At 54.6% G+C, this 18,869-nt stretch carries 16 protein-coding genes; 6 read left to right on the plus strand and 10 right to left on the minus strand.

What is annotated here, in order from left to right:
* Positions 1–30: 30 nt before the first annotated feature.
* Both nhaC and IJT02_03945 read right to left on the minus strand, forming a co-directional pair.
* Positions 31–1,635: a Na+/H+ antiporter NhaC gene (gene nhaC / locus IJT02_03940; GenBank protein MBQ7544075.1), complete on the minus strand. Its 1,605-nt coding sequence runs from the start codon at positions 1,633–1,635 to the stop codon at positions 31–33.
* A gap of 153 nt (positions 1,636–1,788) precedes the next feature.
* Positions 1,789–2,862, minus strand: a complete 1,074-nt coding sequence (locus IJT02_03945) for an FkbM family methyltransferase (protein MBQ7544076.1) — start codon at positions 2,860–2,862, stop codon at positions 1,789–1,791.
* 278 nt (positions 2,863–3,140) lie between these two features.
* Here IJT02_03945 and IJT02_03950 point away from each other — a divergent pair, with 278 nt between their 5' ends.
* From IJT02_03950 to gltX, 3 genes are read left to right on the plus strand one after another with little or no spacing between them, the layout of a single operon-like run.
* Positions 3,141–4,310, plus strand: coding sequence for an extracellular solute-binding protein (locus IJT02_03950; protein ID MBQ7544077.1), 1,170 nt, complete (start codon positions 3,141–3,143; stop codon positions 4,308–4,310).
* On the plus strand, positions 4,310–5,050 hold the full coding sequence (gene rlmB, locus IJT02_03955) for a 23S rRNA (guanosine(2251)-2'-O)-methyltransferase RlmB (protein MBQ7544078.1): 741 nt from the start codon (positions 4,310–4,312) through the stop codon (positions 5,048–5,050). The genes IJT02_03950 and rlmB overlap by 1 nt, the downstream gene beginning before the upstream one ends.
* Before the next feature lie 36 nt (positions 5,051–5,086).
* The gene (gltX, locus tag IJT02_03960) at positions 5,087–6,424 is read left to right on the plus strand and encodes a glutamate--tRNA ligase (protein MBQ7544079.1); all 1,338 of its coding nucleotides are present in this window, start codon (positions 5,087–5,089) and stop codon (positions 6,422–6,424) included.
* Positions 6,425–6,448: 24 nt separating this feature from the next.
* Here the strand turns inward: gltX and IJT02_03965 are convergent, their stop codons facing one another.
* The 7 genes from IJT02_03965 to IJT02_03995 all read right to left on the minus strand — a co-directional run bounded on the left by IJT02_03965 (position 6,449) and on the right by IJT02_03995 (position 14,960).
* On the minus strand, positions 6,449–7,384 hold the full coding sequence (locus tag IJT02_03965) for a hypothetical protein (GenBank protein ID MBQ7544080.1): 936 nt from the start codon (positions 7,382–7,384) through the stop codon (positions 6,449–6,451).
* A 64-nt stretch (positions 7,385–7,448) separates the two neighbouring features.
* Positions 7,449–7,808 (minus strand): hypothetical protein, encoded by a 360-nt coding sequence (locus tag IJT02_03970; GenBank protein MBQ7544081.1) that lies wholly within the window; start codon positions 7,806–7,808, stop codon positions 7,449–7,451.
* 155 nt (positions 7,809–7,963) lie between these two features.
* Complete coding sequence (locus IJT02_03975) at positions 7,964–8,392, minus strand: 4Fe-4S cluster-binding domain-containing protein (protein ID MBQ7544082.1); 429 nt, start codon at positions 8,390–8,392, stop codon at positions 7,964–7,966.
* A 48-nt stretch (positions 8,393–8,440) separates the two neighbouring features.
* Entirely contained in the window at positions 8,441–9,274 is an 834-nt protein-coding gene (locus IJT02_03980; GenBank protein ID MBQ7544083.1) for a DUF1275 domain-containing protein, read from the minus strand.
* Complete coding sequence (locus IJT02_03985) at positions 9,261–12,677, minus strand: UvrD-helicase domain-containing protein (GenBank protein MBQ7544084.1); 3,417 nt, start codon at positions 12,675–12,677, stop codon at positions 9,261–9,263. Before IJT02_03985 ends, IJT02_03980 begins: the two co-directional genes overlap by 14 nt.
* 101 nt (positions 12,678–12,778) lie before the next feature.
* The gene (locus tag IJT02_03990; protein ID MBQ7544085.1) at positions 12,779–12,952 is read right to left on the minus strand and encodes a 4Fe-4S binding protein; all 174 of its coding nucleotides are present in this window, start codon (positions 12,950–12,952) and stop codon (positions 12,779–12,781) included.
* A 70-nt stretch (positions 12,953–13,022) separates the two neighbouring features.
* On the minus strand, positions 13,023–14,960 hold the full coding sequence (locus tag IJT02_03995; GenBank protein ID MBQ7544086.1) for an ABC-F family ATP-binding cassette domain-containing protein: 1,938 nt from the start codon (positions 14,958–14,960) through the stop codon (positions 13,023–13,025).
* A gap of 76 nt (positions 14,961–15,036) precedes the next feature.
* Here IJT02_03995 and IJT02_04000 point away from each other — a divergent pair, with 76 nt between their 5' ends.
* Positions 15,037–15,843: a hypothetical protein gene (locus tag IJT02_04000; GenBank protein ID MBQ7544087.1), complete on the plus strand. Its 807-nt coding sequence runs from the start codon at positions 15,037–15,039 to the stop codon at positions 15,841–15,843.
* A gap of 52 nt (positions 15,844–15,895) precedes the next feature.
* Here the strand turns inward: IJT02_04000 and IJT02_04005 are convergent, their stop codons facing one another.
* Complete coding sequence (locus IJT02_04005) at positions 15,896–16,348, minus strand: Hsp20/alpha crystallin family protein (protein MBQ7544088.1); 453 nt, start codon at positions 16,346–16,348, stop codon at positions 15,896–15,898.
* A gap of 196 nt (positions 16,349–16,544) precedes the next feature.
* On the opposite strand from IJT02_04005, the gene IJT02_04010 reads away from it, so the two are divergent.
* Together IJT02_04010 and IJT02_04015 are read left to right on the plus strand one after the other, a co-directional pair.
* Complete coding sequence (locus tag IJT02_04010) at positions 16,545–18,134, plus strand: glycosyltransferase family 39 protein (GenBank protein ID MBQ7544089.1); 1,590 nt, start codon at positions 16,545–16,547, stop codon at positions 18,132–18,134.
* 17 nt (positions 18,135–18,151) lie between these two features.
* Entirely contained in the window at positions 18,152–18,850 is a 699-nt protein-coding gene (locus IJT02_04015; protein ID MBQ7544090.1) for a hypothetical protein, read from the plus strand.
* Positions 18,851–18,869 lie beyond the last annotated feature (19 nt).

Raw genomic sequence — 18,869 nt, forward strand, 5'->3', positions numbered from 1 at the left:
ATTTTGGGGGGTATGTGTTAATTCATCAAGCTATTCTGCTATTGCGGCAGTGTCGGGGATGAATACCTGTCCCGTCTCTTCCGCCGTCTCGTTCTTCCAGACAATTCCGAGCCCGAAGGCAGTCATCGCGAGCGCAACGAGAGGATTAAGCCAGTTCATGAAGCAGTAGGGCAGATAATCCAGCGTCGCAACTCCCAGCACCGAGCTCACGTACACTCCGCACGTGTTCCAGGGGACTAATACGCTCGTCATCGTGCCGGAGTCCTCGAGTGAACGCGACAGCATCACGGGAGCTAACTTCTTGCCGTTCTGCCACCTGCGCTCATCAAACGCTCTCTTGAACATTCTGCCGGGCACGATTATCGAGAGGTACTGCTCCGACAGAAACACGTTGGCCATGAACGCCGACGCAAGCACAGAGCCTATCATTCCCGTAACGGTCTTGACGTGCTTCATCAGTGCATCAAGAATAACGTCAAGGAAGCCGCAGACCTCCATAATTCCGCCCAGCGACAGGGCAACAACGATGAGGCATATTGTCTCGAGCATTGAGGTCATTCCTCCGCGAGTGAACAGCTGGGTAAGAAGCCCGCCCACGCCAGAGAACACTTCCGACGTTACGGAGAGTGCCGGGCTGCCTGCGGTGAAGGCCTCTGTGAACGCCCCTGTTATGCTCGCCATAGCTTCAGGTGTTGCGGCTTTCGCGAAAGCTCCCAAGTGCTCGGGAACATAGCCAGAGAAGAGTACTTCAAGTGCATCATGAGCCGTCGAGCCCCTGACAAGCGTCAGTACGAGCGACGCGCAGATGCCCGCGACTATTCCGGGAATCGCCGGTATCTTCATGAACGCCATAACGATTATGACCATCGGCGGGATGAATGCCCACAGCGAGATGTTGAACTCCGCGCGCATCATGCTCTGAATCAGCGCGATCCTTCCGCCGTCAGAACCCTGCGCACTGTCTCCCATCATGAAGGCGATTATTGCCGTGATTAAGAGCGTGGGGATTGTTGACCACATCATTGCGCGGACGTGCTCGAAGAGTTCAGAGCCAGCGACTGCCGGAGCAAGGTTAGTGGTGTCTGAGAGGGGAGAAACCTTGTCGCCGAAGTACGCGCCGCTGATGACGAAGCCTGCCGTTATCGGGAGCGGAAGGCCGAGACCTGCGCTGATACCGATTAACGCAACTCCGACGGTTGAGCTCGTCGTCCAGCAGCAGCCCGTCGCAATCGCAACAACAACGCTGATGATTAACGCCGCAAGGTAGAAATAACGCGGTGTCATGACCTCGAGGCCGTAATATATCATCGTAGCGACAACTCCGCTCTGTATCCACGAACCAACTAGGCATCCGACGAGCACGAGAATCACTATCGCCTGAATAGACACCTGAATTGCTCCGGCCATGCCTTTTTCGAGGTCAGACCATGAACGTTTGAGGTAGAGAGCACCGACAATTGCCGCAAAGATTGTTGCGAAGAGAAGGGGGACTTGCGCGGGGAGGCCGAGACCGAAATGCGAGCCTGATTCGAGCTCGACATCCACGACACCGAACGTAACGATAAGCGCGCTAACAAGGAGCACAGAAATCGACAGCAAAAGACTGGGACGCTTGCACAAATAACATTCCTCCAATGAGTGAGAATAACTACAGTTACTCCTCCGACTATTCACGACAGTGTCCGCCAGGAGGAATGTGTTATTTGCCTATTGGTCTTGCCGCCTTAATTCGGATTGCGCAAATTTTAGAACATTTCCCCCGAATTGCAACAAAGAAATTTATCCCGTTCAGCAGTATGCGTACAGGATTGTCTCTGCATTGCTTGAGCTGTAATGCCTCAGCAGAAATTTGTACTCCGGCACGAGAGAAAGTATATAGCCCGGTATCTCGTACAGGTCTTCCGGCTTGTGGTAAACGCAGATTGCAAGGCGCGGACGGTTCTTGATGATGGTCTCGCGTGCTCCCATTAAGGATTTCAGCTCTGCACCCTCAACATCCATCTTGATGAAGGTTACAGGCTCGTCTTTCACGACGCTGTCTATGCTGGTGAGATGAACTTCTGTGCTGCCCGCATTGCGCACAGTACTTCCTGCAGTGCCGATTGTGTCCACGTGCATAGTTTCGTCCCTGTCCCAAGTGCCTTTCTTTATGAGGGTAACTTTGTCCGTGTAGGCTCTCAGTTTTTCCTCGCATCTCTCCGCGTTCTCAGGGTCAAACTCGAAGGAGTATATGTGCCTGACTTTCCCCTGCCCCCATTCGAGGAACTGTATAGCTGTCCCGCCGTCGTATGCTCCTGCGTCAACTATTATTTCATCGTCGATGGGACTGAACACGTCAAAATATTGTACGTCCTCACGGACCGAGAACGGAACGTACTTGTCTTCTATGACGGGGACAATCAGCAAGGATTTCACGATTCGTGAGAAGCTGAAGAAGTCGTCCATCTTGACGCACCTGAAGCTGTCAGCTCCGTACATTATGGCCATGAGCCTCTTTGTGTAATCCAGAGCGCGGCCTTCTTTGTCGTAGAGGACTACAACGTCAGAATATTCACCCCTGCTGTCTGCTCCGTAAGCGTAATCAAGGCTTCCGTCCACCCTGTATAATCCCAAAAACGTCCAGCCTTCTTTTTCTGCGCGGCTGATGAAGGCTTCAATGTCGCCCTTCAAGAACCGTATGCGGTCATACAGAATTTCTCTCGACAGCTCGTCCTGATAGTACGGAAGATATTTCAAGGCTTTGCGGCAAATCATGTGCGTCTTGATTTTACGCACAGGCCAAGTAACAGCGCGGTAAGGCATTCTGATGAGCGGCAGGATAGACTCGGGGCAATGTTCCACGACGAACTTCTTGATACTCATTCGCCGATACCCCTGATGTTATGATGGTGATTGTGATGCGTGCGGAAAGGTGTTAGGGTGCAATTATGCCCGCGAACCGCGAACCGCGAACCGCGAACCGCGAACCGCGAACCGCGAACCGCGAACAATTATACTGATTTGCGCTCTTCACTGTCAATCCTCCTAAATACGAAAATTTTTCTGTGGTACATTCAGGATTCTAACACATTACCCGAAATGTCAAAACTAGTATAATTTCCGCTATCCATTAATCTTATTCACAGGAGGAACTATTCACTATGAAGAAGTTTTTGTGTGCACTGCTGCTCCTGAGCATGGCATCATCTGCCTTCGCTTCGGACTACGTCATCAGGATCTACTCCAACTCCAACTCCAGCGAGCGCGTTACGTGGCTCAAGAACGCCGCCAAAGAAGCGGGCTTCACGGTCAACCTCGACGACTCTACCGTCTACAAGGGAGACACCAGCGCAATCCAGCTCGCCAACGAGAACAAGGACGGCGACGTAATTTTCGGCCTCAACGAAGTCCGCTGGTCTCAGCTCGTCAACGGCGACTATGAGAACATCCGCGTTCTCGACTGGACTCCGTCGTGGGCTGACAAGGTCGGAGAGTACAAGTATCCCGGCAAGGCATACGGCATCGTCATCCAGAACATCCTGATGCTCTACCGCAAGGACGAAGCGGGCACGAACGGCAAGGAGCTTCACTTCAAGCACTGGGCTGACCTCGTGAACTGCGGCTATAAGTGGTATCGTCAGGGGCGCGTCGGCGGAACAACCAACATGAACATCAACAACGCAATGTTATACTCGTTCGCAGACCCGAAGTCTCCTGCGGGCGGAATTTCCGTAGAGGGCTGGAAAACTCTCTGGGCTTACTGCGCAAACGGAAACTTCACGGGAGATTCATACGGCTTTGACCCGCTCAACAGGGGAGATGTTCAGGTCAGCACGTTCTATTCATCGTCGCTCTATGGCAACATTGACGCGGCGGCTCAGTCCTCGAAGATTCCGCTGAAGGGCACTGTTGAGCCCGAGAACTGGGCACTTGTCGACATTGAGGACGGCACGTACTACATCGCAGAGTACATCGGAGTCCTCGACAACCCCAAGCGCACAGCCGAGCAGACCGAGACCGTCAAGAAGTTCGCCGAGTGGTTCGGGAGCGCAGAAGTCCAGCGTGAGTGGTCGGAGGAGTTCGACTCGTACCCCTGCAACGTTGATGCAGTGGACTCCGTTCCGCCGATTTACGCGCTCAAGAACTGCGCACTCACGAAGGTTGAGGGCACAGACATGACTTACGCGGAATACGTCGGCGCGCATTCGTCGCAGTGGACAAACATAATGACCAATCTCGGCTTCTACTGGTCAGACAACGCCAACCCTCCCGCAGAACCTGACTGGAACAATCTTGACTGGGCAACCCTCACCCAGAAGCCCGCGAAGTAATGCCCGACGACATTTGCAGGGGACGCAAGCCGGTTATTGACCTGTTAAGAAAATCCCCTTCACGCTGTGCCAAGCTCCTTATCGCAAACAACGTACGGCCTCCGTTCCTTGATGAGGTCATCGATGCGGCCAAGAGTGCGGGGGTAACGTTTCAGGTTGTTGCTCCGTCAGCACTCGACAAATTGGCGGGCGGGGAAAAACATCAGGGCGTAATCTGCCGACTGACTCAGGCCAAGACAGTGGAGCTTGAAGAGTTCCTGCGGGGGCTTGAGGGGAAGAAGTCCGCTCTTGTTGTCGTTCTCGACCACATAGAAGACCCGCACAATCTCGGTGCTGTGATTCGTTCGGCGGAAGCTGGCGGAGCGTCGGGGGTAATCAGCGCGAAAAGACGTTCTGCACTGCCCGGCGATACCGTCATCAAGACCAGCGCAGGTGCTTCGCTGAGGCTTCCCCTAATCACCGTCGCGAACATCACGCGCACGATTGAGCAGCTCAAGGCCGCGAACTTCTGGACTGTCGGGCTCGACGGAGGAGCAGAAGACTCGTTGTGGAGTGAGAGTTTGCCTGAGAGGATGGCACTCGTTATCGGTGCGGAAGGCGAGGGGCTGTCGCGCCTTGTCGGAGAGACGTGCGACATCTTGAGGAGGATTCCCATAAAGCAGGAGGGAGTCAGTTCGCTGAATGCGAGTGTTGCTGCCGCGCTGGGCATCTTCGAGTGGTCAAGGGCTCATAATGTATAATTCCGTAGACACCACGAAACAGGAGGAAATATATACATGTCTGAAGTAAGAGTACGTTTCGCACCCAGCCCCACAGGCGCGCTCCACATCGGCGGGGGGCATACGGCACTGTTCAACTGGCTGTGGGCAAGGCACTGCGGCGGAAAGTTCGTCCTGCGCATCGAGGATACTGACCTTGTGCGCTCGACGAAGGAATACGAGCAGACCATAATGTCCGGCATGGTGTGGCTCGGCCTCGACTGGGACGAAGGCCCGGACATCGGCGGAAACTACGGCCCCTACAGGCAGTCCGAACGCCTCGACATTTACCGCGATTACGCGAACCAGCTCGTTGATGCGGGGAAGGCATACCGCGACGGCGAAGCAATAATCTTCCGTGTTGAGCCGGGACAGGATGCGTCATTCAGGGATATAGTGTACGGACAGATAGACGTGAAGAGCGACGGCCTCAGGGAAAAAGACAGCGACAAGCTCAAGGACATAGTGATTATCAAGAGCGACGGAATGCCCACATACAACTATGCTGTTGTAGTTGATGACCACCTCATGAGGATTTCGCACGTCATACGCGGCGAGGATCACATCTCCAACACTCCGAAGCAGATTCTGCTTTACCGTGCGTTAGGCTGGGAAGTCCCGGAGTTCGCGCACCTGCCGATGATTCTCGGGAACGACAAGAAGAAGCTCAGCAAACGGCACGGCGCAACGAGCATCTACGAGTACCGGGACATGGGCTACATGCCGGACTCGATGTTCAACTTCCTTGCGCTTCTGGGATGGTCAGCAGGGGACGACAAGGAGATTTTCACGCGCGAGGAGGCCGCAAAGCTGTTCGAGCTTTCCCGCGTAACAAAGAAGTCATCCGTGTTCGACTTCGACAAGCTCAACCATATTAACCAGGAACACCTTAAGGCTCTTGCGCCGGATGTGAGGCTGTCGATGGTACGGCCTTTCTGGGAAGAAGCCGGGCTTCCTGTCGCTGAGGTTGAGGCAAAACGCGGGGTGAAGTACCTCGAGGACTCGTTGACCCTCATGGAAGGCAGAGGCAGGACGGCGAAGGAGATGGCGGAGTTCTCGGATTACTTCGTATCGTTCGAGCCCGTGAAGGCACGCTGGAACGCTGAGGGCATCGACGCGGAGAAGCTGAGGCCGTTCATGCAGGCGGTGTTTGCGGGAGAGTGCAAAGCAGGAGCGATGGAGGAGGCAGCCCGTGCGTGGGTTGGTGCTCACGAGGGCGCGAAGATGAAGGATTACGCAATGCCGTTGAGGTTCGCGCTTACGGGAATGAAGGTCAGCCCGGGCATCTTTGAGGTTGCCGAGCACTTGGGACGCGAAGAGTGCGAAGCTAGGCTGAAACACTACGGGTTGCTGTAAAAGTTGCGCAGGCTTGGGAGAAGTTCACCGGCCTGCGTTTTTCTTCTCAAGCTCTTTGCCGTACAGCGTGAAGAGTTCCGCCGCAATGTCCTCCTCGCTGATTCCCTTCGGCCAGCCGTAAGCCTCAATCACTGCCGCATCATTCTCCTGATGTGCCCGCCTCAAGTCCTGCGGCATACTCACTTCATCATAGAGATCCGCAAACGTGCACTCGGGGTGTTTTGCGCGCGCGTCAAGGATTGCCTGCCCGGTCAGCTCAATTTTGCGCGTCTGGAGCGGTGAAGACATCGGCCATATGAACGTGTTGTACACAATCGTGCTGCTGTAGCGGTAATCCACGCGTAGCCGTCCGCAGACCCTGCGCATCCAGCTCATGTGTGCGCTCGAGGTCAGAACCCCGAAGTGGTAGGGCGTTGCGTTGGGCAGGGAGAAAGCGGCGTTGGTTACTATTACATCAGGAGAGACATAGCCCATCGGGACATACATTCTTTCCTTCGAAGAATGACAAGGAATCAGCAGATAGTTCGTTGTCGGCTGCCTATGGCCTTGAAAGAGGTGGGGTGTCTCCGCGCTCTTCCGCGTTCCTTCGTCCGTGCTGGCAAGGCGAAATTCTTTGACCCTCTTCACCCGTTCATGCAGAATCTTTGACCTCTTTATGTCAGCAGGGGAAGCATCTACCAGCCAGAAGCAGTAACGCTCTATCCCTTGAATGAACTCTTTAGAGCCGTATACTCTCCTGATGAATTTCTCGAGGCCGGGTTCTTTCTTGAGCACAGCGTCTCGTTCTTCAGGAGTCATGAAGAGGTTTCCGCCGTCAGCAGGCTTGCTTCCGTATACCATTCTGTGAACTGTCCGGCATCTGCAGAACCACTCAGCGGCTCCCTCGTCGCCGAAAGCGTATTCTTCTCCCGTGTTGTCGAAGCTGACCGTCCACACCGGGCCTGTGTACCATTCCGCCACAATGAATCAAGCTCCCTCGTGTTAATCTCTAACCTTGCAGGGTTATCATAACACGTGCGCTCTGCTAAATCTGTATGGCCGCATCAACCATGTTTGAGGTGTCCGTGCCGTTGCAGTACCGGCAGGCTTCCATGTATCGCGGAAAACAGCAGTACCTCATGAGTGCCTTCCTGCGCTCAGAAGCATTCTTGTAGTCCCCGAGCACGAGATAATCTCCCTCACCTGCAGTGAAGCCCTGAATTTCCGGCGCGTTGTTCCCGCGTGAACATCTTGCGAGCTGTCCCCTCTCGAGCGTCAGGCATCCCTTGAACGCACAAGACTCGTAGCGTCTCCTGAGAGCCCGGCCGTCAACTGCATCATAATCACCGGTATTCACGCCGCCGCAGTTGAACCAGCGTCCGTTTTCGCCGGCAAACAGGTACATTCTGTAGTGTATTTCGTGCTCTTGAAGGAATGAGACAAGCTGACGGGTTTTGTGGGGTGTAATGTTGTAGTCGCTTATCCTGACGTTTACGCCGTTTGACTTGATGATGGAGGCAGGCTCATCATTGGGAAGGATCGTACCGTTAGTTGCAATGTCTATATCAGTAATAGTACCCCCCCCCCCATGCGTAATTCACGCAAAAACTGTATGAGTTTCCCGAGCTCAGAATACAGGAAGGGTTCGCCGCCCTGAATCTGTACTATACGGATGCTGTCTACGCTCTCCGCAAGCATGGTCATCCATCCGCTGAGTTCCTCAAAGCTGTAACGCATGAACTTTGAGGGTGAATATGGCGCGAAATTCCCGCAGTCCCGGCACTTGTAGCTGCAGGCTTGGCCGGTGCTGATTACCAGATTGCTGATTCGGAATGGGATAACGCGGCTGACCGTGAGAAGATACTTCAGGCTTCTTGCTGCCTTGCTCCATCTCACGCAACGGTAAATCTTTCTGGCCGAATCATGAAGCCCGTGAATGTGCGTTACACGTTCAACATTCTTCAGCATTGAAGATAAATGTTTGGGCACTTAACACCAATCCTTTCCGTGTGGTTCAGCCGCTATTATACCAGCCTGCTAATGCCCGTGAGGCGTAACGTCGAGCATCGCCTTCTCGTAAACGAGGTCAGACCTCAGCATTACGGTGAAACACGCGCTCAAAGGTATAATCGCCAGCCATATGGTTTTCTCCAGAAGGTACGGGCTCAGTGCCGTAACTATTGCCCCTCCGGCGAAGAACGCAAGGATAATCTTTGCGTGGCGGGCAATTTTCGCGCGGGCTTCTGATTCGGGCTCGTGGTGGCGGTTCATGTGCGGAAGCCTCATGCCTATATGCCGCTCCAGTTCTGCCTGAGCTTCCGCATTCTTCTCGTAACGCCGGATTATTCCCGCGAGGCTTATTCCTATCTGCCGGACGTGGTTGGTTACGAACGTTGTAGCCATTGGCACGCCCTCAGCCTGCCGGAAAGTGTTGAACTGCATTGCGCACAGGAAGTTGATGATGACCTGCGCAATCTGATCCGGCCACGTGAAGGGCATGAAGCCTATCAGGAACAGCACGACGATTTCAATCCCGACAAGGAGAGTATCCCAGCGTATGAAGTGCGTCTGCTTGACCTTCTCCGGCAGAATCTCCGACAGTATCGTCCCGAGAATGTATGCTGTCATCGGAATGAAGTAGTAGAACGCCCGCCCGAACTCTCCGCGTCCGAAAGCCGCCGCCATCTTCACGATGTTTCCCGTCTGCGCGTTGGAGAAAACCTCGCCTCTGAGGTTGTAGGTGTAGAGCCCCATCATTCCGCCCGCGATTGTGAGCAGCTCAAAGATGTAGTACTTCTCGCACGTAAGGTAGAACTCTCTGTGAAGCTCGTTGTGTTTCTCGCGCTGTTTGTCGCTCTTAAGCTCCTGCATTGCATTTCACGCATCCTTTCTTGAACGGGCACATTCCGCAGTGTCCGTGATTTGGTGTGTACGGTCCTGAACCGCAGATTTCTGCCGCCCCCTCGATTCTGGCGCGGATACCCTCAAAGCCGGTTATGGCTCTCTCCTTGACCTCGCCTTCTCTGAGGAAAGCTATTGATGTGTTCACGCACTCTGCTCCGGTCTGAAGGTGTCTGACGAACGCATAGAAGTCCAGCTGTGATTCGTACAGTCCTGGAGGGGTGTTGTCTATGCTCGTAATCTTGTAGTCCGCTATGCTGTCGCCCCATACCGCGTCGATTGCTCCGGCAAGAGCTGTCGAATCGTTGAGCCTCAGGCGGAATGACCGTTCACGCTCTACGTTCTGAGTCCTTACGGTGATTCCCAGCGGGCTTTCCGCAAACTTCATGAGCCATTCACCGAGAGCCTTCTTGTCGCCGTTCCGCCATACACCGCGCAGTGATGCCGGTATCTGCGTGAGGGCTTCTTGGTCGTAGAGCAGGTGCTGTAACTGTGCCGCGAAGTCGTCGCCTTTCGGCCATCGTGCTAATACCCAGTGCGCGAGGCTTCCGAGTTCCGCTCCTCCGACGTAACCATCATCATAATCCTCTGCCTTCTCTGACGGAGACTCCCACGACAGGCTGAGCCCCTGCCTGTAGCTCCTCCTCCACGCGAACGGACACCACTCGAACAGCGAGAACGAGCTCGCCGAAATCTGCCGTAACGGTGTAACTGCCTTGACGGTGTTCACGGGACGCGGAGCTTCTCCGTTCCCTTCCTGATTCTTGGCCGGAATCTCCCAGTCCTCCAGACCGTCAGCAGGGATTGCCTGAATGCCATCATCTGTGTGATCCTTAAGGAGCTTTGTCCACGTGTGCCTGTGCGGAGTTTCTGTCTTTGCATCAATCAGCCCGCAGAACACCAAGCTGTCCTGTGCCCTCGTCGCGGCAACGTAGAACAGCCTCGTCTGCTCCTCGTCTTCCCCCTGCTCTGAGAGAACGGACTCCCAAGCGACAAGTTTCGGCTTGATGTCCTTGCCGTCCTTGACTTCGTCGGGGTAATCAGTGAAGACTAGGCCAAGCTCACGCGACGGCCTCAGCGAGTCATTGTCCGGCCTCTTCCTCACCCTCTGGTCGAACACCACAGCAACAGGGTACTCGAGACCCTTCGCCGAATGCACCGAACCCAGACGTACAGCGTCCTCGTTGTCGTCGTGCCACGCCGGCTCCTCGTAGTCTGCCTCGCTGCTCACCGAACGCGTCAGCCACGAAGCGCACGCATTGAGGCTCGCAGTTCCTGTCCGCTGGAAGTCGCGCGCAATGTTCACCGCAAGCCTAACGTTCCGCAGTACCCTCATCCTCTCGTCCTCAGGGTAACACGACAGCCACGACCTGTCGCGGTCAAAGAGTGCGAGCAGTCCCGCAGCTCCCTCGACTTCACCGACAAGAGCATAGTACTCGAGCCGCGAATAAGCCTCAGGAAGCCTCGTGCGTATAAGCTCTATGGGGCGCGTGTCTTCGTCCGCAAGCGTGAGACAGGCTACAGCGTCCTCCTCGCTGACTCCCGAGAACGGAGACATAAGCCAGCCAGCGACCGCAAAATCATCGTTCATGCCGGAGGCCGCACGCATAAGGCACACAACGTCGCTTATCTCGCCTCTGGTGAAAAAGCCGGTGCTCTTGTCGCGGATGGACTTTATCCCGAAGCGGCTCAGAGCTTCCTCGAGGATTGGGAACACCGAGCGCGACGGTGTCAGTATCGCGAAGTCAGAGTACTTCACCTCGCGTACTATCCTCGCTTTCTTGTCCCAGACAGTGAACTTGTTGTGTACCCACCCGTAAATCTCCTTCGCTAGTTCGTCGGCAAGGTTCTTCCTGCTCTCCTCGAGTGTGTCTCTGGTGTCTTCGGCGAGAATCAGCGTGAATGTCGGCATGTCCCCGTAAGCCCTGCTCACGTGATTAAGCATGCTGTAGCTGAGGCTGCTCATCAGCGGAGACTTGCCCAGACCGTTAATCCATATTGCCGAAAAGAGAGCGTTAATCTCCGCCAGCAGTCCACTTCTTGTCCTGAAGCTCGTATCTAGTTTGACGGCGCGGTTCGATTCCTTTATCGTCTCGGCAAAAAGCGACGGGTCTGCGTGCCTGAACCTGTATATTGACTGCTTGGGGTCTCCTACGGCGAAGAGGCTCGTATCTTCAAGCTGAAGCGAGGTTATCATCTTGTACTGCAGAGGGTCAGTGTCTTGGAACTCATCCACCAGAATATGTCGGAACTTTCGCTTTATGCCGCCGGTACTGATGGCCTCGCGTGCGTGATTAATCATGTCGGAGAAAGATAGGAGGCCGCGTTTGCGCTTCATGATGTCCCACATTCCCCACGAGAGAGCACAGAACGTCAGCAGAGTTTTGCGCATCCTGAGCTCTTCGTCTGTCATGGCATCGCCGAAGCTCTTGGTTGCCGCGAGAATCCTTGATGAACGCGTACCCCTCCACGTGCTCAGGCTCATGTTGATGACAGGGCTTACGTTCCTTGCGCTGGAAACGCTTTTGCCGTCCCTTATCTCCATGTAGAAGTCATGCTCACTCACTGTACCAGCATTGAGGGCAGCAATCAGATTGTTGAGGTTGTCGCCGGGCGTGCCCGGTGTGGCAGTCCCGAGAACTAGGCCTGCCCAGTAGGTTGCGACATCATGCCATTCTTCGGAGAGTATGTCGAACACCTTAGGCTGTGTGGTGTTGATCATGCCGTTGTCCTCTGCCCAGCCCAGCATCTCCTGCCACGTCCTGCCGGAAGACGCATGAAGGTCTGCTGTCTTCTTCGCGAACTCCGCGAGCTTGTCCGACTTCCACTTGGCCACAGCCGCAGCAAAATCCTTGTCGCCGTCGAGAAACGCCGCCGCTTTCTGGAGCTCCGCATTGCCGTAATGTGTCGCCATCTCCCTGAACCTGCCGAACTCTGCGGCATTCTTGATGTCGTCCCAGAAGTCGTCTTCCTGCTGCTGTGTGATGACCGACGCTGCCGGGTCAATGTCGAGGTTGAGGCCGGACTCCCGGATGTACCTTGCGGCGAAAGAATGTATCGTTGAGATCCACAAGTCAGCGAGCCCGTCGAGGATAGCTTTGCGCCTCTCGGGTGTCTCGAAGTCGTCTAGTGCTTCCTCTATGCGGGATGTTATGCGGGACTTCATCTCTGCGGCGGCGGCCTCTGTGTAGGTCAGCGTGAGAATGTCCCGGGGCAGAAGAGTGTCATCCTCCTGCAGAAGCCGGAGGTAGCGTTCCGTGAGAACCCATGTCTTGCCTGTCCCTGCTCCTGCTTCGACGGTTATTGTCGGGTAATTTGCTGTTATTGCCTCAGCCTGACCCTTCGGGGTGCCGGGCGGCAGCGTGAATGTCATGAAGTATTCTCCTTTCGGTGCGTGTAATGGGGTATATTATGGCACAAAAAAACCGGCTCGGGTTTCCCCTGCCGGCTGTGAACTGCCTTGTTGGTTGTGAGTTATTGGGAGATTGCGCTCACGGGACAAGTCCCTACACAAGTTCCGCACTCCACGCACGCGCCTGCGTCTACTGCTGCCTTGCCGTCATTAATGGCGATTGCTCCTACCGGGCAAGCTCCTACGCACGACTCGCATCCTACACATACATCCTGATCTACTACTGCCTTTGCCATTATAATAACCTCCTCGTGATTCTTGGTTCTATCGTTTGTCTCAGAGCCCCTCAGCTCCTTGATGAATGCATTATAACACAGGCATGGGGAAATTTCCGCTGTTTGGGCAGACAACCTTATTCAAGGTTTCTAGCTTCATGCTCTCTTCCTCCCACGCAGAATATAAATCCTTTATCGTTCTGTCAAGGTTATCGCGCTCAATCATCAACGCCTGAACTTTCCCCGAATCCTTCAGCGTCTCCGGCTCGCACAGCGCACCGTCAATCTCGGTTAATCGTGCCTCGCTCTCCGCTATCTGTCGTTCGAGCTGAGCAACTCTCTTCTTGGCCTCACGAATCTCCCGCAAACTCTCAGCATCAGGCTTGGCTTTGCGTCGCGGCTGAGGCTTGGCGGTATCGGGTTGTTCCTGAATGAGCGTCTCCTCTCTCTTCTCGAGAAACCACGAGTAATTTCCCGGATAGTCGTAGAGGTGTCCGTCCCGAATCTCCAGCACTCTTTCTGCCAGAGCATCGAGGAAGTGCCGGTCGTGCGACACAATCAATAACGTACCCTGATACTTCAGGAGTGCACGTTCAACGATTTCGCGCGTAGTCTGGTCGAGGTGGTTAGTAGGCTCGTCGAGAATCAGGAAGTTAGTCTCCTCAAGCATGAGCTTGTAGAGTGCAAGACGTGCCTTCTCGCCGCCGGACAAAACACTTGCGCTCTTGTGGATGTCGTCGCCGCTGAACAGAAACGCACCGAGCAGGTTACGTCTCTCCACGTCATTGAGCTTCGAGGGGACTGCGCGGGCTTCCTCCCAGACCGTGCGGGTGTAGTCGATGTTCTGCGCGCTTTCCTGCGAGTAGTAGGCGGCTCTGACGTTGTGGCCAAGTTCTACGCTCCCGTGCGTGGGGTCTTCGGTCATGCTTAGAAGACGCAGAAGCGTGGACTTCCCTGCTCCGTTCACACCGACGAGGGCAACGCGTTCACCCCTCGTGAGCGTGAAGGTTACTCCGTCGAACACCTGAAGTTCCCCGTACGTCTTGGCCAAGTCCCGCGCTTTGAGGACTTCCCGCCCGCTGGCTGGTGCTTCGGGAATTGTCAGGTGCACTGACTTGCTGCCCTGCGCCAGCTCGATGCGCTCGATCTTCTCGAGCTGCTTTATCCGGCTCTGAACCTGCGCGGCCTTCGTCGCCTTGTACCTGAAACGGTTTACGAATGACTCTATCCGCGCAATCTTGGCCTGCTGCTGGGTGTAGGCTTTCTGCAGAAGTTCACGGCTCTGTTCCTTCGCCGCAAGATATTCATCATAACTGTACGGGTACAGTGTAATCACCCCGCGTTCAAGGTCAGCGATGGCTTCTGCTGTGTTCTCGAGGAATCTAACGTCATGCGACACAGACACAACAGCTCCTTTGTGAGTCCTCAGCCAGCCTTCAAGCCACTCCATAGATTCGGTGTCGAGGTGGTTTGTGGGCTCGTCAAGCAGTAACACATCAGGCGCAGAGAGCAGCAGTGCCGCCATCGCAATGCGCATCTTCCATCCGCCGGAAAAGTCAGCACAGTTCTTCCCTGCGTCGTTCTTCCTGAAGCCCAGACCGTGAAGAACCTTCATCGCCATCGCCTCGAACGCAAATCCCCCTAGCTGCTCGAACCTGCGTTCAAGGCGCGAATGTTCGTCGAGAAGCGAGGAGTGATTCTCTGTCGAGAGGGAGAGTTTCTCCTCAACGGCACGGAGTTTGGCTTCAACACCTGCGACACCTGCTCTGTTCTTGAGGTAGTCCATGAGCGGGACAGCCTCGAGTTCCACGAGGTCTTGAGGAAGCCAGCCGACAGTGAGGCCGCGCGAACGTTCGACAGTTCCGCCGTCGTAGTCCTGAGTGCCCATGATTACGCGCAGAAGCGTGGTTTTGCCCGCACCGTTTGCCCCGACGATGCCGAAGCGTGCCGTGTCGGGAATCTGCAGGTTCAGGCCGCGAAAGATTACCTGTTCGCCGAAAGATAGGGATAAATTCTTGATGTCTATCATGGTGCATTATCCTATCATAGTTAAAGCCGTCATGATAAGATAATCGACACATTAACTTTTCAGGAGGCAGCGAGCCGTGTTCAAATTTTTTGCGTCAGTGGTTGTGATTCTGGTGTGCGTGTCGCCAGCGTTTTCTGATGATCACGAGAGTAGGTTTGAGGCTTTCTACGATAGCATAGCGGAAGCCGCAAACAAGATAAGCTGGAGCAGTGAATACAAGCTGCAGGATGTTGAGTTCGTGAGAGGTGAGCTGTTTGATGACGAAACAGTTTATGCGCGGGCGTGGTACGATGATTATTACGTACTGGTTCGCAAGTATACCGGCAAAGACTGGTCAAGCAGCAAAGTCTCGGATTTCTGGACAAACAGCGAGGAGCTGATTTTCCTTAACGGCATCAAAGTCGGGTCGCCTATCAGCAAGGTAGAAGCGTATTTCGGCAGGGAGCACGTGTACTCTTACTCGCCGGGAACATACACTATCACACAATTCGAAGAGTCAGAAGGCGGCGGAGAGTTTATTTTTTCGGTGGAGAACAACAAGATAACATCTATTGCCTTTACCATTCTTGAGCACCAGACCGCGAAAATGAACTTCCTGTTCAAGGTGTATGCTTCCCTGCGTGTTGCTGAAATTACAGGGGAAAAGGTCAATGTGCGTGAATATCCACCAGCAGGCAAAGTCAGATTTCAGGTCAGCCGGTCAAAGGGAGACCGTCTGCTTGTTGAGGACAGTGATAATAGGGACTGGTATCATGTTGCGGGAAGAATCGTGAACAACACCCTGAAGACTGTACCATACTACTACATCTCGAAGCAGTTTGTGCGAGTCAGAAGACTAACGCCTTCGGAACGTGAGCGTTTCATCTCCCAGTACAGAAAATAAAGTGAATCCCCCCTGCCTCAGCGACAAGGGGGATTGTGATTCTTGCACTGCGTTATGCTTCGGTGGTGATGCTGACCTTCTTGTGAGCCTTGTCCTGGCTCTTCTCCGCTACCTTCACCGTCAGTACTCCGTTCTTGAACGATGCCTCCGCGCTCTCAGGGTCTGCCTCGACAGGGAACGACACCACGCGCTCAACCTTCCCGTAACGCCTCTCGCTCCTGAAGTAGCTCTTGTCCTTGCCGCTCTCCTGAGCCTCTGACTTCTTCTCCGCAGAAAGCGTCAGCCTGTCAGAGTACACGTGAAGGTCAACGTCATCGGGAGCTATTCCGGGCAACTCTGCCTCAACGAAGATGCTGCCGTCCTTGCGGTAAACGTCCAGACTTGCGCCGAATCCCTTGATGCCTTCCTCGAAGAACGGAGCTGCTATTCCGCGCGCCAGCGTGTCGAACATCTCGTCAGCGTCGAACATCCTCATCATCGGGTAAAATCTCTCTCTTGCCATCATAAATCATTCTCCTTTGTGTTATGTCTGTGATTTCCTTCACAGCGCGGAGAATTATAACTCTGACATTCTTAAATCATATCGTACTAATTACTGACTTTCTGACTTTCTGACTTTAAGTCAATACCTTCTTCATTGCCGAATATCCTTTCAAGTTTTGCTGATAGGATATAATACAGTCTATCTCAAAATTTTTGACATGAAAGGGATTTTAGCCGTGAAGCTGATGCGCAATAAACCTGCCCTGCTGTTCGGGGCATTATTGTTCTGGCTGTACTTCAGAGGCATAGGAGATCACGGCCTCATTGACCCCCTAGAAGGCATAAACGCTTCCGCATCAATCCACATGTCCGCTTCAGGCAACTTCTTCGTCCCGCGCATCGGCAGTCTCTACCTTGCAGGAAAAACTATGCTCACATGGTGGTTATCGGCACTCTCTCTGCGTCTGTTCGGCTGGGGAGAATTTGCCGTGCGTTTCTGGTCCGCTCTGTCGGGGCTCGGAATGATCTGGGCTTCCGCCGCCGCCGCAAAGACTTCATCGCGACGAAGTTCGTGGCTCGCCGCAAGTATCTGCGCGTCGTTCACGGGGTGCTTCGTGGTGTCGCAGATAGCGTCGTCTCACGCAATATATTCCTGCCTCACAGCCATAACTATGGCGGGCGCAGTGCGTTCACGGGACAACAAGCTCTGGCTCATCCCCGCGCACGTCGCATCAACTCTGGCGTTCATCGCTCACGGTGCATCAGGGCTTCTGCTCGCATGGATGGCGGTTATCTTCTACTCCGTCCTGTGTTCGGACTGGGACATGCTCCGCGACTTCTTCACCTGGCCGCCCGGAATAATCATCACCATTGTGTCCGCCGGGTTCTACCTTGTCAGCCTCATCATCATTAATCCTGAGCTCGTACACTTCCTGAGGTGCCGTAACCACGCCTACACCTTCGACGGCATCGCGGGAGCTGCGGTGTTCATGTTCATCTGCCTCGTCCCGTGGATTGGTTTTGTTGTCCGCGCGGTCTTCGAGGTCGTTCCGCGAAAATTCCCCGCCGAAAAATCCCCTGAACTCTTCATGCTCGTGTGGGCGGCAGTCTTTGCGTTCGGAGCAGCTGCGTCGGGTGATGTGCTGTCGTTCGCGTCGTGCGTCCCGGCACTGTCGGCGATGCTAGGAAGGAAGCTGGATGTCTGGCTCGGCAAGAAGAAGCTACGTTCTGTGAGAATATCCGTGATGATTAACGTTCTGGTTCTCGTGCCGGTGCTGTACATGATTCTTCCGTTCACTGCCGGAATCTTCCCCGTCGTCAAAGCCTCTATGCTCTCTCTCATCCCTTGGGGGATTCTCACCGGGCTCGAGCTCTTCGCGGAATGGTACTATACCCGCACGCGACAAATCACCAAGTGGGTGCGCAACGTACCTGCGGCGGCCTTGCTGTGCCTCATGCCCCTAGCTGGTGTCTTCAACCTCACGGCGGACGCTTACTCAATCAGGGAAATAGGCCGGAGGCTCAGGGAGACAGTGGAGGGAAGCGAGACCGTCATACAGTACGGGGTGAATTACCCGTCGGTGTACTTCTACACGTTCAGGAACTCGAGGATAATCGAAGCAGAACTCACGCCGGGCCTCAAGGAGAAGGGGCAGGTAGCGGAGTTCCCGTTAATCGGCCAGCTCTGGGGCGGCAAAGAGAGAGTGTTCCTGATTATGCCGGAAGACAAGCACCCGGAAAGTCCCCTTCCTCAGAACATATCGCACATTCTTGGGGCGGAAGGAATATTATTGCTGAGCAACAAATAGTGAAGGAGAGTTCATAGATGAGAAAAGTTTTTGTGTCGGCGGCTGTCTGCCTGCTTCTTGCGGCGGCAAGTGCATGTGCGAACGTTGAGCAGGATACCGAGCTTCACAGGGTCATCGGAGGCCTCTACTCGCTGTCGTGCGCAGTTTCCCTCAGCGGCGAGTCCCAGCCCGGCATCAGCCAGCTCCGCCGTTACTTCAGCGACGTGCCCAACGACTGGTACACCACAGCTAAGGTAGAACGCGCGAAGGGTTCACTGTGGGTCGGCGTGGCAGTGGGGAAGTACTCCACAGCACGTAAGTTCCTGCGCGAACATTCCGCTGAACTCGGCATCTACGATTCACCGAACGGCTACGAGTGGCTTGGCGGGGACTTTGCGTGGCTCAAGGTCTCAACGCTCAAAGCAGCTCGCGGGGCAGGAACGGATGCCGGGACAGTGTTCCTGAGTGCTGGCGGAGATTCGTGGTGGGTGGCCTCGCCGTCCTTCACCATTCAGGCAGCAAAGACAGTCATCAGCAAGTGGGGCGTGAAGAGAGCACCTGAACTTCACAGGCCTTCGGGCGTGAGCGACAGTCTCTATGAGGCGGTGAAACCTTCTGACGTGCAGAAGCCCGAAGACATGCACGTAGGCAGGAAGAGGAGTGCTTTTGAGAGCTTTGACATCGAGGTTGGGACGGACGTAATCTTCAACCCTGTTCCCAACAGACAGAGACACTAACTTTATTGAGGAGGAATAG

The sequence above is a fragment of the Synergistaceae bacterium genome (assembly GCA_017450125.1).
Taxonomy (GTDB): domain Bacteria; phylum Synergistota; class Synergistia; order Synergistales; family Aminobacteriaceae; genus JAFUXM01.

Coding starts and splice junctions, on each gene's coding strand:
- rlmB (MBQ7544078.1), top strand. CDS start 4,310: ATGCCCGACGACATTTGCAGGGGACGCAAGCCGGTTATTGACCTGTTA.
- IJT02_04015 (MBQ7544090.1), top strand. CDS start 18,152: ATGAGAAAAGTTTTTGTGTCGGCGGCTGTCTGCCTGCTTCTTGCGGCG.
- IJT02_03995 (MBQ7544086.1), bottom strand. CDS start 14,960: ATGATAGACATCAAGAATTTATCCCTATCTTTCGGCGAACAGGTAATC.
- IJT02_03945 (MBQ7544076.1), bottom strand. CDS start 2,862: ATGAGTATCAAGAAGTTCGTCGTGGAACATTGCCCCGAGTCTATCCTG.
- IJT02_03990 (MBQ7544085.1), bottom strand. CDS start 12,952: ATGGCAAAGGCAGTAGTAGATCAGGATGTATGTGTAGGATGCGAGTCG.
- IJT02_03970 (MBQ7544081.1), bottom strand. CDS start 7,808: ATGTACCTGTTTGCCGGCGAAAACGGACGCTGGTTCAACTGCGGCGGC.
- IJT02_04005 (MBQ7544088.1), bottom strand. CDS start 16,348: ATGATGGCAAGAGAGAGATTTTACCCGATGATGAGGATGTTCGACGCT.
- IJT02_03985 (MBQ7544084.1), bottom strand. CDS start 12,677: ATGACATTCACGCTGCCGCCCGGCACCCCGAAGGGTCAGGCTGAGGCA.
- IJT02_03950 (MBQ7544077.1), top strand. CDS start 3,141: ATGAAGAAGTTTTTGTGTGCACTGCTGCTCCTGAGCATGGCATCATCT.
- gltX (MBQ7544079.1), top strand. CDS start 5,087: ATGTCTGAAGTAAGAGTACGTTTCGCACCCAGCCCCACAGGCGCGCTC.
- IJT02_04010 (MBQ7544089.1), top strand. CDS start 16,545: ATGAAAGGGATTTTAGCCGTGAAGCTGATGCGCAATAAACCTGCCCTG.
- IJT02_03980 (MBQ7544083.1), bottom strand. CDS start 9,274: ATGCAGGAGCTTAAGAGCGACAAACAGCGCGAGAAACACAACGAGCTT.